Raw genomic sequence first — 18,889 nt, 5'->3', positions numbered from 1 at the left:
TACTCCGATATCGCGTAGGTTGCGCAGATCTCGCGCGACATCTCCAGATACTTCTTCACCGACCCCTCGTGAACCGTCGGGATGATGTTCCCCCCGCAGCGGGTACACTTCCCGGCAAGCGCCCCTCCCCGTCAGCCCCTCGCACCTAACGGTGCTCAAGATCCGGTCCTTCGGACCCTCGGACTCGCCCGCGTGGCGATGCTCAGCGGGTATCCGTCCACAGGCGAGCAATCGATGAACAGCCTGATCAACTCTCAAACGAAGGGATGACTGTTTCGGAGAATATACCCCCAGCGTGTGGTGCTCACCGACACCCACAACCGCCCTCCTTCGTAAAAAGAGACGTTTTCGGCCATTAGACCGCATTGCTAACCTCCTACGTTCCCTCTAACACTTCAGTCGGGCGCACCTGTCCGCTCTCCGGCAGGATGAGCCAGAGCAGGAGGTAGATGACGATCCCGATGACAAACCCTGTGACCACGGTGAAGATGACCCAGATCACCCGGATGACGTTCGGGTCGATCTCGAGGTATTCTCCTATGCCGCCGCATATTCCGGCGATCCACCGGTCAGTTCTTGAACGGGTTAATTTCTTCATGACAACCCCCGGAGCGCTCATCTGCCGTCGATGTAATAGATGTTTCCCCGGAGGGTGTTGCGGGGACTGTGATTCCCCTCTAGTTCAGCCGGATACAGAACGAGGGGCGCTGCGCTTTCGGCGCCCTGAGCGGGGGCGGGTCTTTCCGGTCTCTGATCCGGCCGGAGCACAGACGTCGCAGCCTCCGCAGGGCAGGGCGTCAAAATGCTCGCCGAAATACTCGAGGAGCACTCGTCTTCGGCATCCCGTCGTGGTGCAGTACTCCACCATGCTCTGCAGTTTCGAGCGTGCAACCTCGCGCTGGAACTCTGAGGGGAGGTCCCGGTCGATGAAGGACCTGAGGCGCTTTGCATCGTCGTCATGGTAGAACAGGATGCAGTCGCTCGCGTTGCCGTCCCTCCCCGCCCGGCCGCTCTCCTGGTAATAAGCCTCGAGGGTTTTTGGTATGTCATAGTGGACGACAAATCGGACGTCCGGTTTGTCGATTCCCATCCCGAACGCGTTTGTTGCGCAGATGATCGGGACCTTCCCGCTTATGAACCGGTCCTGTGTCTCGGCCCGTGCGGCTGCCGTCATGCCGGCATGGTAGGGGAGCGCCGATACCCCGTCGGCCTGGAGATTGGCCGCGAGCGTCTCAGCCCCCTCCCGGGTTGTAACATAGACGATCCCGGCATCCCCACTGCGATTTCTCAGGTAGGTCCGGAGCCGATCATATGCGCCATCGTCTTTAGGAATGACGGCGTATCGGAGATTTCTCCGATTGAAACTTCCCACGTAGACCGATGGGTCCTCAAGGCGGAGTTGTCGCGAGATATCGTCGCGGACATCCGGGGTCGCGGTTGCGGTCAGGGCGACCATCGGTACACCGGGAAACCGCTCCTTGAGGACCGCAAGCGACCGGTATTCAGGGCGGAACTGGTGTCCCCACATCGATATACAATGCGCCTCATCGATCGCTATAAGCGTGATGGGAAGGGTTGAGAGGAGATCGAGAAAATCTTCGCTGACCGCCTTCTCCGGCGAGACGTAGAGGATCTGGACGTGACCTTCCTCGAGTTCCGAGAGGATCCGGCGTGTCGTTGCGTACGATCCGGATGAGTTCAATGCTTCTGCACCGATCCCGCGGGCCTGCAGATCATCGACCTGATCCTTCATCAGGGCAATAAGGGGTGATATCACCAATGTCACACCATCACCGATGAGTGCCGGGACCTGGTAGCAGAGCGACTTGCCGCCTCCGGTTGCAAGCACCGCGAGGACGTCGCGTCCGGCGAGGAGGTCGTCTATGATCTCCTGCTGGTAGGGCTTGAACGCCGTATGCCCAAAGTAACGTTGCAGGATCAGGTGCAGGCGATCCATCGCTATATAAGTGGGCGCCCTATCGGCATAGTATCTTCGGCCTGAAAAATCCGGGAGTTTGAGGTCTGATTCGGCTGAGATTGGATTTTTTCTTATCCGGAGATCTCGTCCCAGAAGTTGGCCATGGCTGAAAAGATCCTCTCCCGAAGTTCGGCGAGTCGCTTTTCATCGGTTTCACGATCCGGAGTCTCGTAGAGGCCGCGGTTGATCTCGACCTGGACCCAGGGGACCCGCGACCGTCGGTAGTGTGCCACCGATATGAACCCGCCCCGGAACGGATCGTTCATGGCAACCTTTCCCTCCCCCTCGAACTCCGTCTGGAACGATCGGGCAAGCGCCTGAAGCCATTCCGGCGGGCAGGTCACGAGACCCCCTGCCGTCTTTGGTTTTCCGTTCAGGTCCCCCCGGTTACTCAGACAGAAGATCGGCCGCGGGCGACCTGAGTCTGCCCGAACAGGCGGAGATTTCGGTAGCATGCTGTGGCAGTCGAAGGCAATCCTGATGGGAAGTGTATTGAGTGCCCTGGTCAACTGCCCGTGGAACGGGTAGTAATAGTTCTTCAGAAGGGCCGCTATCACTTCCCTGCCGGGTACCTGGCCTTTTCGGAATACCGGGGTCCCGTCCTGTGTGATGACCTTGGTCACCCCGTCCTGAGCCCGCGGCGGATAATCGTAGGGTGGCCGGTTGGTATCGACGAAGACCCGGGAGATATCGAAGTCGACCACTGCTTCTACCCTGTCATTGAACCCATAGAGAAGGCGAGTATGGGGATCGCTATTGAAGATGATCTCCTTTCGCGAGAGGTTGATAAGCCCGCGGAGTTCGGCGGGAACCAAGATCCCTCCGTGAGGGATGGAGATGAGGAAGGGGTATCGTTCGTTCAACGTTCCTCCTCCTTCCGGGAGTTCACACTGGAACTGACGCTCATCTTGTTACCAGTTACAACAACCGTATGGGCGCCCCCGCTACAAAAGTGCACTGATCGATATCCATACAAAACCTGCCGCCGGATCCGGCCGGGTATACATATAAAGAAAGAGTACAAGCCAACTACTGGGAACGGGCCCCGGATGGTGAAGGGTATGGAAAGAGAGCAGTGGTCGTCGGTAGCGGGTTTCATCCTTGCAAGTATAGGGTCGGCCGTGGGCATCGGGAATATATGGCGGTTTCCGTATATTGTCGGTGCCAATGGCGGCGGAGCGTTTCTGATCCCGTACCTGATCTCCATCCTCTTCTTTGGTCTTCCCCTGATGATCTTAGAGTTCGTCATCGGCCGCTCCAGCGGGAGTTCAGTCATCTCCACCTTTCAGGCGATACGGCAGCGCTTTTTCGTTGCAGGCCTCATCATCGTCCTCATCGTCAGCCTCATCCTCAGTTACTACCTCGTGATCACGAGTTGGGTGCTTGCGTATGCATTCTTCTTTGCCCTCAACCAGCCGATGGAGTTTGAAGGATTCACCAATTCCTATCTTCCGCTCATCTTCTACCTCATCTCCGGGCTTGCGGTCTTTATGACAGTGCGCTCCGGAGTCCGTGGGGGTATCGAGAAGAGTTCCCGGTTTCTTATCCCGCTCCTCATCGTGCTCCTCCTCTTCCTCGTGGTCGTCTCACTCACGGAGCCCGGGGCGGGCGAGGGGGTTAGGTTCTACCTCACCCCGGATTGCCCACGACTGACCGACCCGAGCGTCTGGATTGCAGCGTTTGGGCAGGCCTTCTTCTCGCTCTCGGTGGGAATGGGGATCCTGCTCACGTATGGAAGTTATCTTGGGCGAGGAAGCCTCTTTAGGAGCGCCTCCATCATCGCAGTCGCCGATATGCTGGTGGCGTTCCTTGCCGGATTTATGATCTTTCCTCTGGTCTTCACCGCGGGTCTTGACCCAGCCGCCGGGGTAAACCTTGTCTTCGTCACCCTGCCCGCTGCCTTTGCGAATATCCAGTTCGGTATGCTGCTTGGAGCGCTCTTCTTTACGATGCTCTTTGTTGCAGCGCTCACCTCTGCGATCTCTATGCTTGAGGTTCCGGTGGCGACCATGATCGATACCTACGGCTACTCGCGGAGGCGTGCGACGCTCCTTGTCTCTGTTGCCGTCATGCTTCTTGGGCTTCCGTCTGCCCTCGGTTATACCGTGCTGAAACTCGAAGTATTCGGAACGCCGTTCCTCGACCTCGCCGACTATGCCTTCGGGACGTTCGGCCTCATCGTTGCCGGACTGATCCTTTCCATCGTTGGAGGGTGGTTTGTCAACCGTGCCCGGATCTGTGCAGAAATAGGTGGATGCGGATGGCAGCAGAGGGTCTACATGGTGCTCATCCGCTATGCTGTTCCGGCGATCTTGCTGATCACGCTGATCGGCAGTATCTTCTGGACTACTGGATGAGTATTCCGGCAGCGCCGACGATTATATCTCCGGCACCTGTTCCTCTGCCTGCCTGCTCTTCTCCTGTGCCTGCAGGGCGTCAAGGACTTCCTGCATATCGGGTACCGTCGTCAGCTGATACTCCTTGACGAAGATGATGCGCCCGAACTCGTCGATGACGATGTTGGCCCGCCGGGAGTAGCCTTTTGTGCTGTCAAAGACGTCGTACATCTGGGCTACCTCACCGTGCGGCCAGAAATCCGCAAGGATCCGGGTTTTCTTAATTCCGAGGCTCTCTGCCCATGCCCGTTTGCAGGGAACCGAGTCCACGCTGATGCCGAAAGCAATGGCATCGAGGTTCTCAAAGGCCTCATGGTTCGTCTCCAGCGCTTCCATCTGCCTGGCACAGATGCTGGTCCAGGCCAGCGGGTGGAAGGAGAGGATGACCCTCTTTCCTCGAAAGTCCGACAACCGGACTTTGTTCCCATTCTGATCGGATATCGAGAAATCCTGTGCCTGCTGGCCGATCTCGACCACTGCGTATCACCTGGTGGAACTCCTGTCCCCACATTGATAAACATTTCTCATTCCCTGGATGTCTTGCCCGGTCGTGTCGATACGCATAAGTGAGGGTTTGATAAAAGTACAGTAAACCTTTTGGCGAGGAGAGCCGGGAAATGCCTGTCGTCACCGATATCCTGATCATCATCCTCCTGATCTTTGCAAACGGGTTCTTCTCGATGGCAGAGTTTGCTCTCGTCTCTGCGAAGCCCTCTCGCCTGCAAAAGAGAGCCGAAGACGGCGATGCAGGGGCGGCTGCCGCCCTTGAACTTGCCAACGATCCGACACAGTTTCTCTCCACCATCCAGGTCGGGATCACCCTCGTCGGGATTGTGAACGGTGCCTACGGCGGGGCAACGCTTTCAGGCCCTCTTGCGGAAGTCCTTGCGGGCGTCCCCCTGTTTGCTCCTTACAGCAGTCTGCTGGCGGGCGTTCTCGTCGTCGCCGCCATCACCTACTTAACGCTCGTGATCGGCGAGCTGGTGCCGAAACGGGTGGCCATGAACAACGCCGAGCGGATTGCCCGCCTGGTCTCGCGCCCGATACGTCTCCTCTCCATAGCCGCCGCGCCTCTCATCCGGGTGCTGAGCATATCGACTGAAGGAGTCCTCATGGCGCTCGGGATGCGGCAACCCTCCGGTCCCGAGGTTACTGAGGAGGACGTCAGGATCCTGATCGGCCAGGCCACCCGGGCGGGCGTTTTTCAGGAGGCGGAACAGGATATGGTGGAGAGCGTCTTTCGCCTTGGTGACCGGCGTGTCAGCATGCTGATGACTCCCCGGCCCGATATCGTAGCCGTGGATGTGGAAGCCCCTCCCGAAGAGAACTGGAGAAAGATGGTGGAGTCCGGGCACATTTACTTCCCGGTCTACCGCGAACACCTGGACAACCTGCTCGGGATTGTCTCGGTTCGTAACCTCTGGGCGCGGACGATCTCGGGCGAGTCTCCAGATATCGCAAAGGCAATTGAACCGGCTCTCTTTGTTCCTGAGAGCGTCCTTGCTCTTACGGTCCTTGAGAGATTCAAGACCTCCAGGGCGCGAATCGCCCTTGTTACCGATGAGTATGGAAGTATCCAGGGATTGGTCACCATTCACGACATTATGGAGTCTATTGTCGGGGATATTCCGTCGACAGAATATCCGCCGGAGGGCACGGCAATTCGCCGTGAAGACGGGTCATGGCTCCTCGATGGATTGCTCCCGATCGATGAGTTCCATGATCTCCTTGGCGTAGGGACCCTGCCTGGTGAGGGGCGAGGGTATTATCAGACGCTCGGCGGGTTTGTGATGATGTACTTAGAGCGGACGCCGAACACCGGGGATCGGTTCACCTGGAACAACCTCCGGTTTGAGGTTGTTGATATGGATGGCCACCGCGTCGATAAAGTGCTCGTCACCCCGATAGGTAAAAAAAAAGTAGAATCTATCCTATCTCAACAAGATTGATGACGAACGTGAGATCTTCTCCCGCAAGGGGATGGTTTGCGTCGATGGTGACTTCGCCGGGCGAGATATTGGTAACCCTTCCGGGGATTGCCCGCCCGTCAGCCAGTGTTATAGCAACCTGATCACCGACTGTCAGGTTCTCACCGCCGGTGATCCCGGCTGGATCTGTGACGAAGACGAGTTCCTCCTGATATGGGCCGTATGCCTGGTCAGCGGGGATACGAACAGTCTTCGTCTCTCCGATCCGCATCCCTACAACGGCTGCATCGAACCCCGGGATCATCTCACCCCCGCCAACGGTAAACTCGAGCGGTTCACCCCCCATAGAACTGTCAAAGACCGTCCCGTTATCAAAAGTGCCGGTATAGTGGACTTTCACCAGGTCTCCGCTTTTTGCCCGATCCTCTGCATCTTCGTTTCCTATACACCCCGGGCTGAGAACGAAGACCGCGAAGATCCCCGCAATCAGCAGCAGGATGCCGTTAGTATATCCTTTCATGGTTTTTCCTCGTTCTCGAGCGCCTTCTTGAAGCACTCCACTGCCTCTGCAAGCCTACCCTGACGATCAAGTGCCCGTCCTTTCAGGTACCATGCCCGGAGATGGTGTGGATCCGACTCGAGGACCTTCTCGTAACAGGCGACCGCCTGATCGAACTTCCCGAGGTGATCGAGGGCGATGCCCTTGCAGAGCCAGGCATTGACGTCCCCGTCACCCAGTTCGATCGCCTTCTCAAACGCACCAAGGGCATCGGCTTGCCGTCCGAGCGAACTCATGAGCGCCCCGAAAGCGTTCCAGATTGCCGCATTCTTCGGATTGGCTGAGAGCGCCTTCTCATAGCTCTTCAGGGCCTCGTTGTACCTGCCCATCTTCTCAAGCACCGTTCCCCTCATAAAGAGCGCGGCAGGATCCTCGGCCTGAAGGGCTATGATCTTGTCGATTGTCCTGACCGCTTCGTTGTAGCGGCCGAGATGAATGAGGACGGAGGAACAGGCGTGAAGGGTCTCGATGTTCTTCGGTTCCCGATCGAGCACCTGTGTATAGGCGGCGAGCGCCTCCTCGTAGTTTCCAGCCTTCTCGTAAGCTTCCCCGAGTTTGCACAGGGTGAGGGTATCCGCCGAATCGGCTTTGATCACCTTCTCGAAGCACTCCACCGCATCGGCATAGCGCCCGAGCCACATGAGGATCTCTCCGCGTCGTTGCCAGGCTGCCCGGTTCTCCGGGTTCGCCTCGATGATGCCGTCGGAACACTCCAGTGCCTCTTCGTATCGACCCATATGCACAAGGGCCCTCTCAAGGGCGTACCATGCCTCAACATCACGCTCATCTCTCTCGAGGATCAGCGCGTATTGCTTGATTGCATCGTCGAACTTCCCGCTCCGTTCGAGCGCCGCACCAAACGCCATCAGTGCGCCCCGATCGTCGGGAGAGATCTTGAGGTAATGCTCGTATGCATTTTTCGCTTCTGCATGTTTGCCTACGGCTTCCAGCATATCCGCCCGAATCTTTAAGATCGCTGCGTTCGAGGGGTCGGATGTGAGCACCTTCTCACAGCATTTGATCGCTTCCTGATGCCTTCCGAGCCGTGCGAGTGCGACAGCCTGTGCAAACCAGGCCCCGGTATCTTTTGGTCGCCCGGCGGTCACTTTTGCATAACACTCTGCTGCATCCGCATACTCTCCCATCCGCTCCAGAGCCCGACCGCGACTGAACCATGCAAGGAGGTCGTCAGGATTGGCTTTGATGGCCTGCCTGAACCGCTCGGCAGCCTCATCGTATCGCCCCAGCGTGGCAAGGACAATCCCAAGGTTCAGCAGATATCCGCCGTTATCCGGATCGGTTTCAAGAAGCGCATCATAACAATCGGCAGCTTCCGCATATCTCCCAAGCCTCTCAAGCAGCCGCGCCTTCAAGGTGAATAACCAGGCATCTCCCGGATCTCTCTCTTCCATCAGGCTGACCGACTCGAGCGCCTCTGCATACCGGCCAAGATACTCAAGAGCCGTGATCCTCCCTGAAAGGGCGACCCTGTCGGCCGGGTACGCCCCAAGTACCTGGTCAAAGTGGTTGAGCGCCTCTTCGTACTTACCAAGGTGCAGGAGTGCGTCGCCGAGACCTTTCGCCGCTGCAGCACTTCCGGGGCAGGACTTATAGAGGAGATCGAACGTCTCCGCAGCCTTTTCATACTGCTGGAGGCGCATCTGGGCCTCTCCCCTTCTCTGCATGAGATGGGGGCTATCCCCTCTGATATCCCGTATCTGGTCAAGACAGGCGAGCAGATCATCGTATCTGCCGAGGCTTTCGAGGACGTCAGCTTTTGATAAGAGGGCAATGACGTTATGCGGTTCTTTTGCGAGGATCGTGTCCAGGCAGGTGTTGGCCTCGCCATACCTGCCAAGATGGATGAGCGCGATGCTGCGCTGCTGCAAGGCGGTGATGTTCCCGGGATCGCCCTCGAGGATGCGCTTGAAATCATTCTCAGCTTTTGCGTACTGCCCGAGGTGAAGCAGAGCTGTTCCCCGGTAGTTCAGGATGACCCGGCTCAGGGCATCGGAGATCGATGGCGCTTGTTTCCGCGGGGTCTCCGCTCTATCCTGCTCAAAAAGCGCTAGATCAGTGCCGCTCCCGATCCATTTCATCCCGGTCATCGCCTGGCTGTCGAGAACACGGTCGAACGAATGTACCGCCTCGGCGTACTGGCCAAGGTGGAAGAGCGCGATGCCGCGTGCGCACCACACCTGCACCTGGCTCTGATCATGCTTAAGAATCTGGTCGAAACTCTTGACCGCCCGGTCGTAGCGGCCAAGCGCATCATGGATCATCCCCATGGAGTAACGCGCCGGGATGTGGTCCGGGTTGGCGAGGGCGACTTTACCAAAGCACTCCGCCGCTTCGGTGTACTCTCCCGCGCGGAGGAGGAGTGAGCCGCGGTGATACCAGGTGGGGGTGCTGTCGGGCTCAATGTCAGCGATCGCTCCATAGCAGTCAGCGGCGTCCTGAATCCGGCCAAGATGCTCAAGCGCCAAAGCTTTACCGTAGAGGGCGTCAAGGCTCTTTGGCTCTGCATCAAGCACCCGGCTAAATACCTCGATAGCCTCCGGGTAGTCCCCCTGATACAGGAGGGCGCACCCTTTCTTTACGAGCGTACTGATACTGTCCGGTCTCATCCTGAGGACTCGTTCGTAACAGCCCGCTGCTTCGCGGTAGTTCCCTGTTCGCTCGTACAATCCTCCAATCTTTTCCAGAAGAACAGGGTTCTCCGGGTCCCTCTCGAGTACCCGTCTGTAGGATTGCGTCGCATCGGCATACTGGCCGCTCCTCTCGAGCATCTCCCCGTGCCAGTACCAGGCATTCGTGTCTGCAGGTTTTTCTTTAACGATGGCGGCGAAACACTCTGCCGCCTCTTTGTAGTCCCCAGTCCGGGCAAGGACATGCCCCAATTCCCGCAGTATCTCGATATCGCCTGGAGAGGACTCAAGAGCCTTCCTTAACCATTCTGCGGCCTCGCGGTCTCTACCAAGGCATGCAAGCGCCTGACCCATCGATAGTCTGAGGGTGCCGTTCTCGGGATCGATCTTGAGCGCCTTCTCGAAACTCTTTACCGCCTCAGTGTAGTTCCCGGCCTCAAACTGAGAGTTTCCCTGCTTTATTGAAGGGTTTGCATTCTTCCCCTGACCCAGAATATTACCGAAGAAATCCATTCGATATCATCCTGCCGCTGCTTGCTCGTTACCTATTCAATTGGCCAATGTTATACTCTTGTGATTTGTTCCCTCAGGATGAGGCGACCAACTGCTTGCTAAATTGATGCTCAGACCACTATTTGAAGGGACCGATCTGTGCGGGCAAACAGGGTTGATCTCTATCGAAGTTATGGCTTCGCACGGCGAAGATCATAAATTATGCCGGAGTATGATCCCGAATGCCTCCTGAAGACCGCCAAGGTATGAACGGGATTATCGATAATCGATCAAGAACGCAATAAACGGACCTTTGGATAAGAACGACAATCCGGTCAAGAAGCAACTCTCAAGAGCCGTCCGGGAAGGAGGCAGGGCTCCTCTCACCGGTTAGACATCCAGAATTGGGTCAAACTGCGATTTACCGACAGGTCCATAGAAACTTGTGATCTTCGGATCCATTCCGCAGATGGGGCAGGTGTAATCCTCCGGAAGGTCTTCGAACGCGGTGCCTTTTGGGTAGCCCCGGAGCGGTTCGCCCCGCTTTTTGTCATACACATAACCGCAGATCTTGCAGACGTACCTCGTCGGCTCCCAGGGTTCGAACCCCCATGCGCCGATAGGTCCTTTCCCGGTCGCGCCGCAGACGGGACAGATATAGTCCTCCGGCAGATCCTCAAACGCGGTGCCTGCCGGGATGCCGCGGTGCGGCTCTCCCCGCAGCGGGGAGTAGATGTAGTTGCAGTACTTGCACCGGTATCGCTTCACCTTCTCCATACAGATCACACTCACTCAGGAACAATCATCCTGCACGAAGGCAGTTTCACCAGATAAGGTTTCCCGTGATCCCGTTTGCCGCAGGTGCAGTCCCGCTCAACGGGATTATCCCCCGTCGGATGCGCTTTATTATGAATCCTGCTGCCGTCTGCCCCCGGCGGCAAGACGAAATATGAGTGAGAGCATGAGCATGAGGACGATCAGGATACCGACACCGAAGAGGAGGACGATAGAGCCGATCCGGCCCATCCCCGATCTCGGCATCTCTCTCTGCCACGAGAATCTCTGCGTCCAGATCGTCTGCCCGCCTGGGCGGTACCACTGAAATGGGCCATATTGTCCAGATGCGCTGCCGCGCTGGAGGGCAAGATCGTAGCGCACCCGGGCATCCGGATCGATCAGAGTCTCATATGCCTGCTGGATGAGGATGAATCGCTCACTCGCGTTTGGGTCAGGATTGATATCCGGGTGGTACTGTTTTGCAAGCCGCCGGTACGCCGCCCGGATCTCATCTGGCGTGGCGTCTTTCCGGACGCCCAGAATATCGTAATAGGTTTCCACGGTCCTCCTCATGCGTTCTCGTTGCAGGAGACCTCGCCGGTGTCCCCATTCACCGTAACCAGAGTCCCGGAGGGGATTTTGGAGAACTCCGGCGGGAGACGGTCGACCATGGGGATTCCTGCAATGATCGCCCCGACTGCGATGATCGGTTCGGCTTCGGTGTTGATGATCGCCGCCGGAGCAAGCCCGTTCTGCTTTAATGCGTAGATTACGTAAGAACCGACCGTCGATCCCTTACCATATGGAAAGGCCAGAACGCGTCCGGCGATCGATTGCCCCTCGAGCGGGTGCCCATGCTCCACAACGGTGCCGGTCTCCGGATCGACGCCTGAGAGGAATGATATGGGTTCCGGTGAGACGAGGAGTTCTCCGCTTGCAATACCCTTTGATATGCTCCTGCCTTGCATGATCTCTACCACCACATTATAAAGTGGTTGGAGATCCAAATATATGAGTAACATGGACGAAACCATTGGCAACACTCCTGGCAGCGAGCATGATATGCTCACCCTCCAGATCCAGGATCTGAAGGCACAGGTCCTGGACTACAAACTGAAGAATGAGTTGCTGGAAAAAGAACTCCTGCAACTTAGAAAAGAGAATGCTCAGTTAAAAAGGGTGCCGCTGTTTGTTGCCGCTGTGGTCGATGTGCTTGAAAATGGCGAAGTGTATCTCCGGCAGCAGGGCAACAATCAGGAATACGTCACCGCAGTCAACGAGAAACTCCACCGCACTCTCAAACCCGGGATGAAAGTGGCAGTGAACAATACCCTGTCCATCGTCAAGATAATCGGCAATATCTATGACACAAGGGTCCGGGTTATGGAACTTGATGAGCAGCCGAGTGTGACGTTCGAGCAGATTGGCGGCCTGAAGGAGGAGATTGAAGAGGTCCGGGAAGCCGTCGAGTATCCGCTCACGAAGCCCGAGATCTACGAGCGCATCGGCGTTGAGCCCCCGAAGGGCATCCTCCTCTACGGCCCGCCCGGAACGGGGAAGACCCTGATTGCGAAGGCGGTTGCCCACCACTCCAATGCCCGGTTCATCAGGATGTCCGGGAGCGAACTCGTCCACAAGTACATTGGCGAAGGCGCACAACTCGTGCGGGAACTCTTCATCCTTGCCCGGGAGCGCGCCCCGGCAATCGTCTTTATCGACGAGATTGATGCGATTGGAAGCATGCGCACGAATGACGGAACTTCCGGCAGCGCCGAGGTGCAGCGGACGCTGATGCAGCTCCTCGCGGAGATGGACGGTTTTGGGAACCGCGGCAACGTCCGGATCATGGCAGCGACGAACCGGATCGATATGCTTGACCCGGCCCTCCTCCGGCCCGGTCGGTTTGACCGGATCGTTGAGGTTCCACTCCCGGATGCCGGAGCGCGTCTTGAGATCTTAAAGATCCACACGGCGAAGATGACCCTTGCCGGGAATGTCGACCTCTCCGAGATTGTCGAACTCGCCGAACATACCACCGGCGCGGAGCTGCAGGCAATCTGCCGCGAGGCCGGGATGATGGCGATCCGTCGGGATGCCGATGCCGTCTACCAGGAAGACTTCCTTGCGGCAATCAAAAAGGTGAAGCGCGAGGTGGCGGCTCCCGACGGCCGCATGTATCTCTGACGGGTTTTTCCCACACCCGTCTATTTTCGGTCCGTATCCTGCTGCCGGGCCATGAAGGGGGCGTCCGGGGCGCCCCCAAAGGAAACCTTATCGACTTCGTGCGCCCACAATAGTGCAATGAACGTCCTCCTCATCCAGCCCGAGGGGGTTGATCTTTACGCTACCCTGCTCAAATCCGAGACCAGCAGGGAGGTTCTCCGTTTCTATCAGCCCGATCGGCTGGCATACGGTGTGCGCGTCCGGACGGCATCACTTGGGAGTGCTCTTGCCCTCGTCTCCGAGCTTAGGTGGTATATCCAGCGGTACGTCGAGGAGGTCCTCTTTGAGCCTGAAGAAGGCATATTCTACTCATCCGCGCTTGCCCGGCAGATCTACGAGCGGGACGTGAGACCCGCACCGCCGTGGAAGTTCCGCTGTCTCTACCGGATCTCCGGGGACCACATGATCGATACCATCTGGCTGGACGAGGGCGCGGCGCCTGAGGCGTCTTCTGACCGCATGGAACCGGAAGATACGGTTCTTGAAGTCTGGTGTGCTGAGGATGAGTACCCTGAGGGGTAAAGCGGCGGGTATGCCGCCGGGGTTTTCTGCATAGCCAGAAGTGGTTAGATCAGGGTATGATGTGGGTCAGTATCCTGAAAGCCCCGGCGTAACTGCAATCCGCCTCATATCACAGGATGAGAGGTTGCGGCAGAGAGGGATACCAACCCCGGTTGTCGCCCTCTCTAAGATCCGGCCAGTTCATTGGTTTGATGTAATATTGCTCCTTCGATTCCTCCGGCAAACTGTCAAAGATTTCGGGAAAGACCTGTTCCAGGTATTCTCCGACAGAGATGTTCTGCTCCCATAACTTCGCCGCTATTCTTGCCCTCTCCTCGTTCTGAAGATCGGATGTAGATGCCGGGGTTATGCCGCAATCGTCCCAGCGGTTGAAATATGCGTTATAATATAACGGTATCAGTAAGACCGCCGCTGAAATGGCGAGAATCAGTGCGAGGATATATATGATATGTTTTTTTGAAATTTTCATGGGGTTAACATCAGCGGAACACTCACGATACCTGATCTCGCCACTGGGAGTATAAATCTCCCGCGGTCGCTGTGCAACGGTCTACCGCGACGACGGTTACGATACCGTCTCAATGGCGAGCGGAGCTGCCGTCATCACGGTTGTGTGATGGCCGCAGCTTTTACTCCATATCTGCCCCGAAAGGTGGGATCGTGATAAGTACAAAGACATGATGAAAAAAAGATGACACCCTCAGGCGAACATCTCGCCGAAGGAGGTGTGGAAGTGGTGGCGGTCGAAGTCCGTCGAGAGTTTTTCGATTGCCTTTATGAAGTCTTCGTGGCTGACCGTCTCGTGCTCCATCCGGATCGCAAACATTCCCGCCTCCATGCATATCGCCCGAAGTTCTGCACCGTTCTTGCCTTCTGTGAGCCTGGCCACCTCTGCCAGGTTAACGTCCTCACCAAGACTCATGTTCATGGTGTGGATCTTTAAGATGGCGAGCCGTCCTTCGAGGTCGGGCAGGGGGATCTCAATCATCCGGTCGAACCGGCCGGGCCGGAGGAGAGCGCGGTCGAGGATATCGATCCGGTTCGTTGCAGCGATGATCTTGACGTCTCCACGGTTGTCGAAGCCGTCCATCTCGGCGAGGAGCTGCATCAGCGTCCGCTGCACCTCGCGGTCACCGGATGTCGTCGAGTCGTTTCGGTGCGCGCCGATCGCATCGATCTCGTCGATGAAGATGATCGACGGTGCCTTCTGCTTCGCAAGGTCAAAGAGTTCTCTGACCAGGCGAGCCCCCTCGCCGATGTACTTCTGGACAAGTTCAGAGCCGACCACACGGAGGAAGTGCGCGTTCGTCTGGTGCGCAACCGCCCGGGCGAGGAGCGTCTTCCCCGTTCCGGGCGGGCCGTAGAGGAGCACGCCCTTCGGTGGGGCGATGCCGACCTTCTCAAAGAGGTGCGGCTTTGTCAGGGGGAGTTCGACCGCTTCCCTGATCTCTTCGATCTGCGGTCCAAGACCACCGATGTTCTCGTAGGTCTCTTTCGGGGACTCAACCAGTTCCATACCGTAGATCTGCGCGTCGTAACTTGTGGGCAGCACATCCACGATTGCCAGGGACTGTTGATTGAGTGTGCACCGGACCCCAGGCTTGAGGAGATCAGGGTCGATAAGTTGCGATGTCCGGACTAAAAACCGTGGTCCTGCACTGCTTCGCACAATCACCCGGCTGTTGTCGATCACGTCCGTAACCGTCCCGATCACGAGAGGAGGGCTTCTGAGTTGTTCAATCTCACTCTTGAGTTTTCGGAGTTCTCGCTCGTAGCGGATCTTCTGGGTTTCAACGTATCGTTTCTCGGACTCCATCTGGCGAAATTGTTCGCGTAGCTCCAGGTTTCGGTTTTCGAGGGTCGTAATCCGCTCTAGGAGATACTGGTAGATGTCTTCACCGGTATCCTTATCTGGTGCTTGCCGAGCGATATCTCCCATAGGTCTCCTCGATTAATTATATAGGGTAAAATGAATATAAAGTTGTTTGCGAGATATATGCAGTGTGAACTATGCGGCGTTTCTATTCAGGGACCGCCGAAGATCATCCAGATCGAAGGTGCAGAACTCTGCGTCTGCGTTCGATGCTCAAAATATGGTACAGAAGTCCAGCAACCGCGACGAACGAGTGCCGCCCCACAGAAGAAACCCGGTCTTGCTGTCCCACAGACCCGGAAAAGACCACGGGATGTCTTTGATCTGATGGAGGGGGATCTCGTCGAAGATTATGCCGACCGGATCCGGATCGCCCGGGAAGCGAAGGAATGGTCGACGCTCGACCTTGCACAGGCGATCAAGGAACGTGAGATCCTGATCAAGAAGATCGAGAAGGGAGACCTTATCCCTGAAGACGAAGTCCGACGGAAACTTGAGAAAGCCCTCAATATCAGGCTGATCGATTCAACCGAAGACAGCACCTCCGCAGGCAGGGCAGGCCAGGTGACTATGACCGTCGGCGATGTAATATCGTTTAAAAAGAACCGGAAATAAGCCAATCATAATACTTTTTCCTGAGGCCCCTTCTCTTGCCCGACCTCATTTCTCGTGTTGTAATCCGTCATTTTTTTATACATGAATGCGTAACGATATATCTAATGCGTGGTGGATGTTTTTTCGCCGGTGACCGTTTTTACCTCGGTTAACGGAGTGGCCACTACTTGCGCAGGACTGACAGACCCGCTTTTGACCGCTGCTACCTTAAACAACGGAGCGGCAGCGTTTTATCGCTATTTTAACTGGTATATCCAGTTTTAATCATTCCCGGAAAGACCATCGTATCAAATCCGGGAGGACTACGGTATGAGAGGAAAGGAAATTCGTCTGGAACGTATTATGGATCGGAATACCGGCAAGACCATCATCGTGCCGCTCGACCACGGCGTGACGCTCGGTCCCATTCCTGGGCTGGTCGACGTCGGAAAGACCATCGATCTCGTCGCCGAGGGCGGAGCAAATGCAGTGATCGGCCATGTGGGGCTTGCGCTGCACGGGCACCGAAGGCATGGACGGGATGTGGGGCTGATCATGCATCTTTCGGCAAGCACCAGCATCGGCCCCGATCCGAACAACAAAGTGCTTGTGAACACCGTCACGAACGCCTTAAAGATGGGTGCTGACGGCGTCTCTGTGCATATCAACGTCGGCGCCGACTCTGAGGCAAGGATGCTTGAAGATCTCGGCAGAGTCGCGGTCGAATGTATGGAGTGGGGGATGCCGCTTCTTGCGATGATGTACCCGCGGGGCCGGAAGATCGCGGACGAACACGACCTTGAGAGCGTCAAACTCTCTGCACGGGTGGCGGCGGAACTCGGCGCCGATATCGTCAAGACCGTCTACACCGGGGATCCGGACTCGTTCCGCGAGGTGACGGAAGGATGCCCGGTACCGGTCGTGGTCGCGGGCGGCTCAAAGACCGATGAGCGGGCGATCCTCGACCTGGTGGAGGGCGCGATGGAGGGAGGCGCTGCAGGCATATCGATCGGGAGGAATGCTTTCCAGCATCCCGCACCCGATCGCCTTATTCGTGCCGCGGCGCTGATCATTCATGAAGGGCGGTCGGCAGAAGAGGCATTTGAGATTCTTCGGACGTGATGGGTATGATAGGAAAAGAGATCCGCCTGGAGCGGATAATGGACAGAAATACCGGCCGTGCCGTGATCATCCCGATGGATCATGGGTTCACGATGGGCCAGATTGAAGGGCTCTGCAACATGACCAAGACCATCAACGCGGTGAGCGAGGGCGGGGCAAACGCCATCGTCCTCCACATGGGTATGGTGAAAGGAGGTCACCGGAAGCGCGGAAAGGATATCGGGCTTATTGTGCACCTCTCCGCGAGTACCTCAATGAACCCGGACCCGAACGACAAGGTGCTCGTCTGCACCGTGGAGGAGGCAATCGCGCTCGGCGCCGATGCGGTCTCGATCCACATCAACCTCGGCGCGCCGAATGAATCGAGGATGCTCGAATCGGCGGGCCAGGTGGTGCGGGACTGCAACCGCTGGGGGATGCCGCTCCTGGTCATGATCTACCCCCGCGGCAAAGGTATCGATCCCACCTCGCCGCAGTCGATCGGGCACTGTGTCCGGGTGGCGGAAGAACTCGGGGCCGATCTCATCAAGACGAGTTACACCGGGGATCCGGAGTCGTTCCGCCGGATCACAGCCGCCTGCTCGGTGCCGGTTCTGATCGCCGGCGGCGAGAAAGGTGAGGATATGGAGACGCTCAGAACCATTCGTGAAGCCATCGATGCGGGTGCTGCGGGTGTCTGCATGGGGAGGAACGCCTTCCAGCGTGACGATCCTGCCCGGTTCATCGCTGCGATCTCCCGGGTCGTGCACGAGGGGGCGGATCCGACCGAAGCACTGGAGACGAATCGATGAAGCAGTTCTGGGTCGATATCAGGCCGTGGAGGAAAGATCTCGCAACGACCGCGATCGAGAGCGGTGCCGATACCCTGGTCGTCGAGGACGCGCAATGCGTGCGGGAACTCGGGCGGGTGACGACGGTCGCAGAGAAGGGCGACCTGATACCGGGAAAGGACGTCTTTGAGGTCGAGATCGTCGATAAAGCGGCCGAAGAGGAGGCGCTCAGACTCTCAAGGCAGGGATACGTCGTCGTCCGGACACGGGACTGGACGGTTATCCCGCTTGAGAACCTCGTCGCGCAGTCCGACCGGATCATCGCCGCGGTCGGAAGCGCCGACGAGGCGAAGGTCGCCCTGACCGTCCTCGAGCGCGGGACGGCAGGCGTTCTTCTTGCAACCGACGACCCGGCAGAGATCAGGAGGACGGCGGGCGTGATCGCCGGCGCCGGCGAAGAGATCCCTCTCGTTCCGTTCGAGGTGACCCGGATCGTCCCCGTCGGGATGGGGGACCGGGTCTGCGTCGACACCTGCTCCCTCCTCGCCGACGGGGAGGGAATGCTCGTCGGCAACACCTCCTCGGCGTTCCTGCTGGTCCACCCCGAGACCCTGGAGAATCCCTACGTGGCGCCGCGCCCGTTCCGCGTGAATGCCGGAGCGGTGCATGCCTACGCCCTCCTCCCGGACGGGAAGACCGCGTATCTTGCCGATCTTGCGGTCGGCGATAAGGTGCTCATCGCCGAGCACACCGGCGCAACCCATGACGCGGTCGTCGGCAGGATAAAGATCGAGCGCCGTCCGCTCCTCCTTGTCGAGGCGAGGGCCGGCGAGAGTACGGCAAGCCTGGTCCTCCAGAACGCCGAGACGATCTGGCTCGTCAGACCCGACGGTTCGGCCGTATCGGTCGCCGCCCTCGAAGTGGGCGATCGGGTGCTCGGGAGCGTCGCAAAAGGCGGGCGGCACTTCGGGGTCGCCGTCAATGAGACGATACGGGAGAAATGACCC

At 57.6% G+C, this 18,889-nt stretch carries 19 protein-coding genes; 8 read left to right on the top strand and 11 right to left on the bottom strand.

What is annotated here, in order from left to right:
- Positions 1-376: 376 nt before the first annotated feature.
- From MCUTH_RS10050 to MCUTH_RS10040, 3 genes are all read right to left on the bottom strand, one after another.
- Entirely contained in the window at positions 377-598 is a 222-nt protein-coding gene (locus MCUTH_RS10050; RefSeq protein ID WP_066958581.1) for a PspC domain-containing protein, read from the bottom strand.
- 84 nt (positions 599-682) lie between these two features.
- The gene (locus MCUTH_RS10045) at positions 683-1,957 is read right to left on the bottom strand and encodes a RecQ family ATP-dependent DNA helicase (RefSeq protein ID WP_066958579.1); all 1,275 of its coding nucleotides are present in this window, start codon (positions 1,955-1,957) and stop codon (positions 683-685) included.
- 92 nt (positions 1,958-2,049) lie between these two features.
- Positions 2,050-2,841 (bottom strand): N-formylglutamate amidohydrolase, encoded by a 792-nt coding sequence (locus tag MCUTH_RS10040; protein WP_066958577.1) that lies wholly within the window; start codon positions 2,839-2,841, stop codon positions 2,050-2,052.
- A gap of 198 nt (positions 2,842-3,039) precedes the next feature.
- On the opposite strand from MCUTH_RS10040, the gene MCUTH_RS10035 reads away from it, so the two are divergent.
- The gene (locus tag MCUTH_RS10035; protein WP_083524862.1) at positions 3,040-4,335 is read left to right on the top strand and encodes a sodium-dependent transporter; all 1,296 of its coding nucleotides are present in this window, start codon (positions 3,040-3,042) and stop codon (positions 4,333-4,335) included.
- 21 nt (positions 4,336-4,356) lie between these two features.
- On the opposite strand, the gene MCUTH_RS10030 is transcribed toward MCUTH_RS10035, so the two are convergent.
- Positions 4,357-4,851 (bottom strand): redoxin domain-containing protein, encoded by a 495-nt coding sequence (locus MCUTH_RS10030; protein WP_066958574.1) that lies wholly within the window; start codon positions 4,849-4,851, stop codon positions 4,357-4,359.
- Positions 4,852-4,991: 140 nt separating this feature from the next.
- On the opposite strand from MCUTH_RS10030, the gene MCUTH_RS10025 reads away from it, so the two are divergent.
- On the top strand, positions 4,992-6,323 hold the full coding sequence (locus MCUTH_RS10025; RefSeq protein ID WP_066958572.1) for a hemolysin family protein: 1,332 nt from the start codon (positions 4,992-4,994) through the stop codon (positions 6,321-6,323).
- On the opposite strand, the gene MCUTH_RS10020 is transcribed toward MCUTH_RS10025, so the two are convergent.
- The 5 genes from MCUTH_RS10020 to MCUTH_RS10000 all read right to left on the bottom strand — a co-directional run bounded on the left by MCUTH_RS10020 (position 6,301) and on the right by MCUTH_RS10000 (position 11,746).
- Complete coding sequence (locus tag MCUTH_RS10020) at positions 6,301-6,822, bottom strand: FKBP-type peptidyl-prolyl cis-trans isomerase (protein ID WP_083524860.1); 522 nt, start codon at positions 6,820-6,822, stop codon at positions 6,301-6,303. The two genes, MCUTH_RS10025 and MCUTH_RS10020, sit on opposite strands and share 23 nt — an antisense overlap.
- The gene (locus tag MCUTH_RS10015; RefSeq protein WP_066958570.1) at positions 6,819-10,022 is read right to left on the bottom strand and encodes a tetratricopeptide repeat protein; all 3,204 of its coding nucleotides are present in this window, start codon (positions 10,020-10,022) and stop codon (positions 6,819-6,821) included. The genes MCUTH_RS10020 and MCUTH_RS10015 overlap by 4 nt, the downstream gene beginning before the upstream one ends.
- Before the next feature lie 369 nt (positions 10,023-10,391).
- On the bottom strand, positions 10,392-10,778 hold the full coding sequence (locus tag MCUTH_RS10010) for a rubredoxin (protein ID WP_066958568.1): 387 nt from the start codon (positions 10,776-10,778) through the stop codon (positions 10,392-10,394).
- Positions 10,779-10,907: 129 nt separating this feature from the next.
- Positions 10,908-11,339: a J domain-containing protein gene (locus MCUTH_RS10005; RefSeq protein WP_066958608.1), complete on the bottom strand. Its 432-nt coding sequence runs from the start codon at positions 11,337-11,339 to the stop codon at positions 10,908-10,910.
- 8 nt (positions 11,340-11,347) lie between these two features.
- Complete coding sequence (locus MCUTH_RS10000; RefSeq protein WP_066958606.1) at positions 11,348-11,746, bottom strand: DUF126 domain-containing protein; 399 nt, start codon at positions 11,744-11,746, stop codon at positions 11,348-11,350.
- Positions 11,747-11,789: 43 nt separating this feature from the next.
- Here MCUTH_RS10000 and MCUTH_RS09995 point away from each other — a divergent pair, with 43 nt between their 5' ends.
- Together MCUTH_RS09995 and MCUTH_RS09990 are read left to right on the top strand one after the other, a co-directional pair.
- On the top strand, positions 11,790-12,962 hold the full coding sequence (locus tag MCUTH_RS09995; RefSeq protein ID WP_083524859.1) for a proteasome-activating nucleotidase: 1,173 nt from the start codon (positions 11,790-11,792) through the stop codon (positions 12,960-12,962).
- A 117-nt stretch (positions 12,963-13,079) separates the two neighbouring features.
- Positions 13,080-13,523 (top strand): DUF5804 family protein, encoded by a 444-nt coding sequence (locus MCUTH_RS09990; protein ID WP_066958564.1) that lies wholly within the window; start codon positions 13,080-13,082, stop codon positions 13,521-13,523.
- Positions 13,524-13,632: 109 nt separating this feature from the next.
- Here MCUTH_RS09990 and MCUTH_RS09985 read toward each other — a convergent pair whose 3' ends face one another.
- Together MCUTH_RS09985 and MCUTH_RS09980 are read right to left on the bottom strand one after the other, a co-directional pair.
- On the bottom strand, positions 13,633-13,992 hold the full coding sequence (locus tag MCUTH_RS09985; protein ID WP_066958563.1) for a hypothetical protein: 360 nt from the start codon (positions 13,990-13,992) through the stop codon (positions 13,633-13,635).
- Between the two features lie 231 nt (positions 13,993-14,223).
- Complete coding sequence (locus MCUTH_RS09980; RefSeq protein ID WP_066958561.1) at positions 14,224-15,462, bottom strand: proteasome-activating nucleotidase; 1,239 nt, start codon at positions 15,460-15,462, stop codon at positions 14,224-14,226.
- 57 nt (positions 15,463-15,519) lie between these two features.
- Between MCUTH_RS09980 and MCUTH_RS09975 the strand changes: the two genes are divergently transcribed.
- The 4 genes from MCUTH_RS09975 to MCUTH_RS09960 all read left to right on the top strand — a co-directional run bounded on the left by MCUTH_RS09975 (position 15,520) and on the right by MCUTH_RS09960 (position 18,886).
- Positions 15,520-16,011 carry a multiprotein bridging factor aMBF1 gene (locus tag MCUTH_RS09975; RefSeq protein WP_066958560.1) on the top strand — a complete coding sequence of 164 codons (492 nt, stop codon included), beginning with the start codon at positions 15,520-15,522 and terminating at the stop codon, positions 16,009-16,011.
- A gap of 309 nt (positions 16,012-16,320) precedes the next feature.
- Positions 16,321-17,112, top strand: coding sequence for a 2-amino-3,7-dideoxy-D-threo-hept-6-ulosonate synthase (locus tag MCUTH_RS09970; protein WP_066958557.1), 792 nt, complete (start codon positions 16,321-16,323; stop codon positions 17,110-17,112).
- 5 nt (positions 17,113-17,117) lie between these two features.
- A complete protein-coding gene (locus MCUTH_RS09965) occupies positions 17,118-17,903 on the top strand; it encodes a 2-amino-3,7-dideoxy-D-threo-hept-6-ulosonate synthase (RefSeq protein ID WP_066958603.1) in 786 nt (261 codons plus the stop codon).
- On the top strand, positions 17,900-18,886 hold the full coding sequence (locus MCUTH_RS09960; RefSeq protein ID WP_066958555.1) for a 3-dehydroquinate synthase II: 987 nt from the start codon (positions 17,900-17,902) through the stop codon (positions 18,884-18,886). Before MCUTH_RS09965 ends, MCUTH_RS09960 begins: the two co-directional genes overlap by 4 nt.
- Positions 18,887-18,889 lie beyond the last annotated feature (3 nt).

Origin of the sequence: Methanoculleus thermophilus (assembly GCF_001571405.1) — an archaeon.
In the GTDB taxonomy this organism is placed as follows: Archaea; Halobacteriota; Methanomicrobia; order Methanomicrobiales; family Methanoculleaceae; genus Methanoculleus; species Methanoculleus thermophilus.
This window is presented reverse-complemented; position numbering and strand designations above follow the sequence as displayed.

Coding starts and splice junctions, on each gene's coding strand:
- MCUTH_RS10050 (WP_066958581.1), bottom strand. CDS start 598: ATGAAGAAATTAACCCGTTCAAGAACTGACCGGTGGATCGCCGGAATA.
- MCUTH_RS10045 (WP_066958579.1), bottom strand. CDS start 1,957: ATGGATCGCCTGCACCTGATCCTGCAACGTTACTTTGGGCATACGGCG.
- MCUTH_RS10035 (WP_083524862.1), top strand. CDS start 3,040: ATGGAAAGAGAGCAGTGGTCGTCGGTAGCGGGTTTCATCCTTGCAAGT.
- MCUTH_RS10025 (WP_066958572.1), top strand. CDS start 4,992: ATGCCTGTCGTCACCGATATCCTGATCATCATCCTCCTGATCTTTGCA.
- MCUTH_RS10020 (WP_083524860.1), bottom strand. CDS start 6,822: ATGAAAGGATATACTAACGGCATCCTGCTGCTGATTGCGGGGATCTTC.
- MCUTH_RS10015 (WP_066958570.1), bottom strand. CDS start 10,022: ATGGATTTCTTCGGTAATATTCTGGGTCAGGGGAAGAATGCAAACCCT.
- MCUTH_RS10010 (WP_066958568.1), bottom strand. CDS start 10,778: ATGGAGAAGGTGAAGCGATACCGGTGCAAGTACTGCAACTACATCTAC.
- MCUTH_RS10000 (WP_066958606.1), bottom strand. CDS start 11,746: ATGCAAGGCAGGAGCATATCAAAGGGTATTGCAAGCGGAGAACTCCTC.
- MCUTH_RS09995 (WP_083524859.1), top strand. CDS start 11,790: ATGAGTAACATGGACGAAACCATTGGCAACACTCCTGGCAGCGAGCAT.
- MCUTH_RS09990 (WP_066958564.1), top strand. CDS start 13,080: ATGAACGTCCTCCTCATCCAGCCCGAGGGGGTTGATCTTTACGCTACC.
- MCUTH_RS09985 (WP_066958563.1), bottom strand. CDS start 13,992: ATGAAAATTTCAAAAAAACATATCATATATATCCTCGCACTGATTCTC.
- MCUTH_RS09980 (WP_066958561.1), bottom strand. CDS start 15,462: ATGGGAGATATCGCTCGGCAAGCACCAGATAAGGATACCGGTGAAGAC.
- MCUTH_RS09975 (WP_066958560.1), top strand. CDS start 15,520: ATGCAGTGTGAACTATGCGGCGTTTCTATTCAGGGACCGCCGAAGATC.
- MCUTH_RS09970 (WP_066958557.1), top strand. CDS start 16,321: ATGAGAGGAAAGGAAATTCGTCTGGAACGTATTATGGATCGGAATACC.
- MCUTH_RS09965 (WP_066958603.1), top strand. CDS start 17,118: ATGATAGGAAAAGAGATCCGCCTGGAGCGGATAATGGACAGAAATACC.
- MCUTH_RS09960 (WP_066958555.1), top strand. CDS start 17,900: ATGAAGCAGTTCTGGGTCGATATCAGGCCGTGGAGGAAAGATCTCGCA.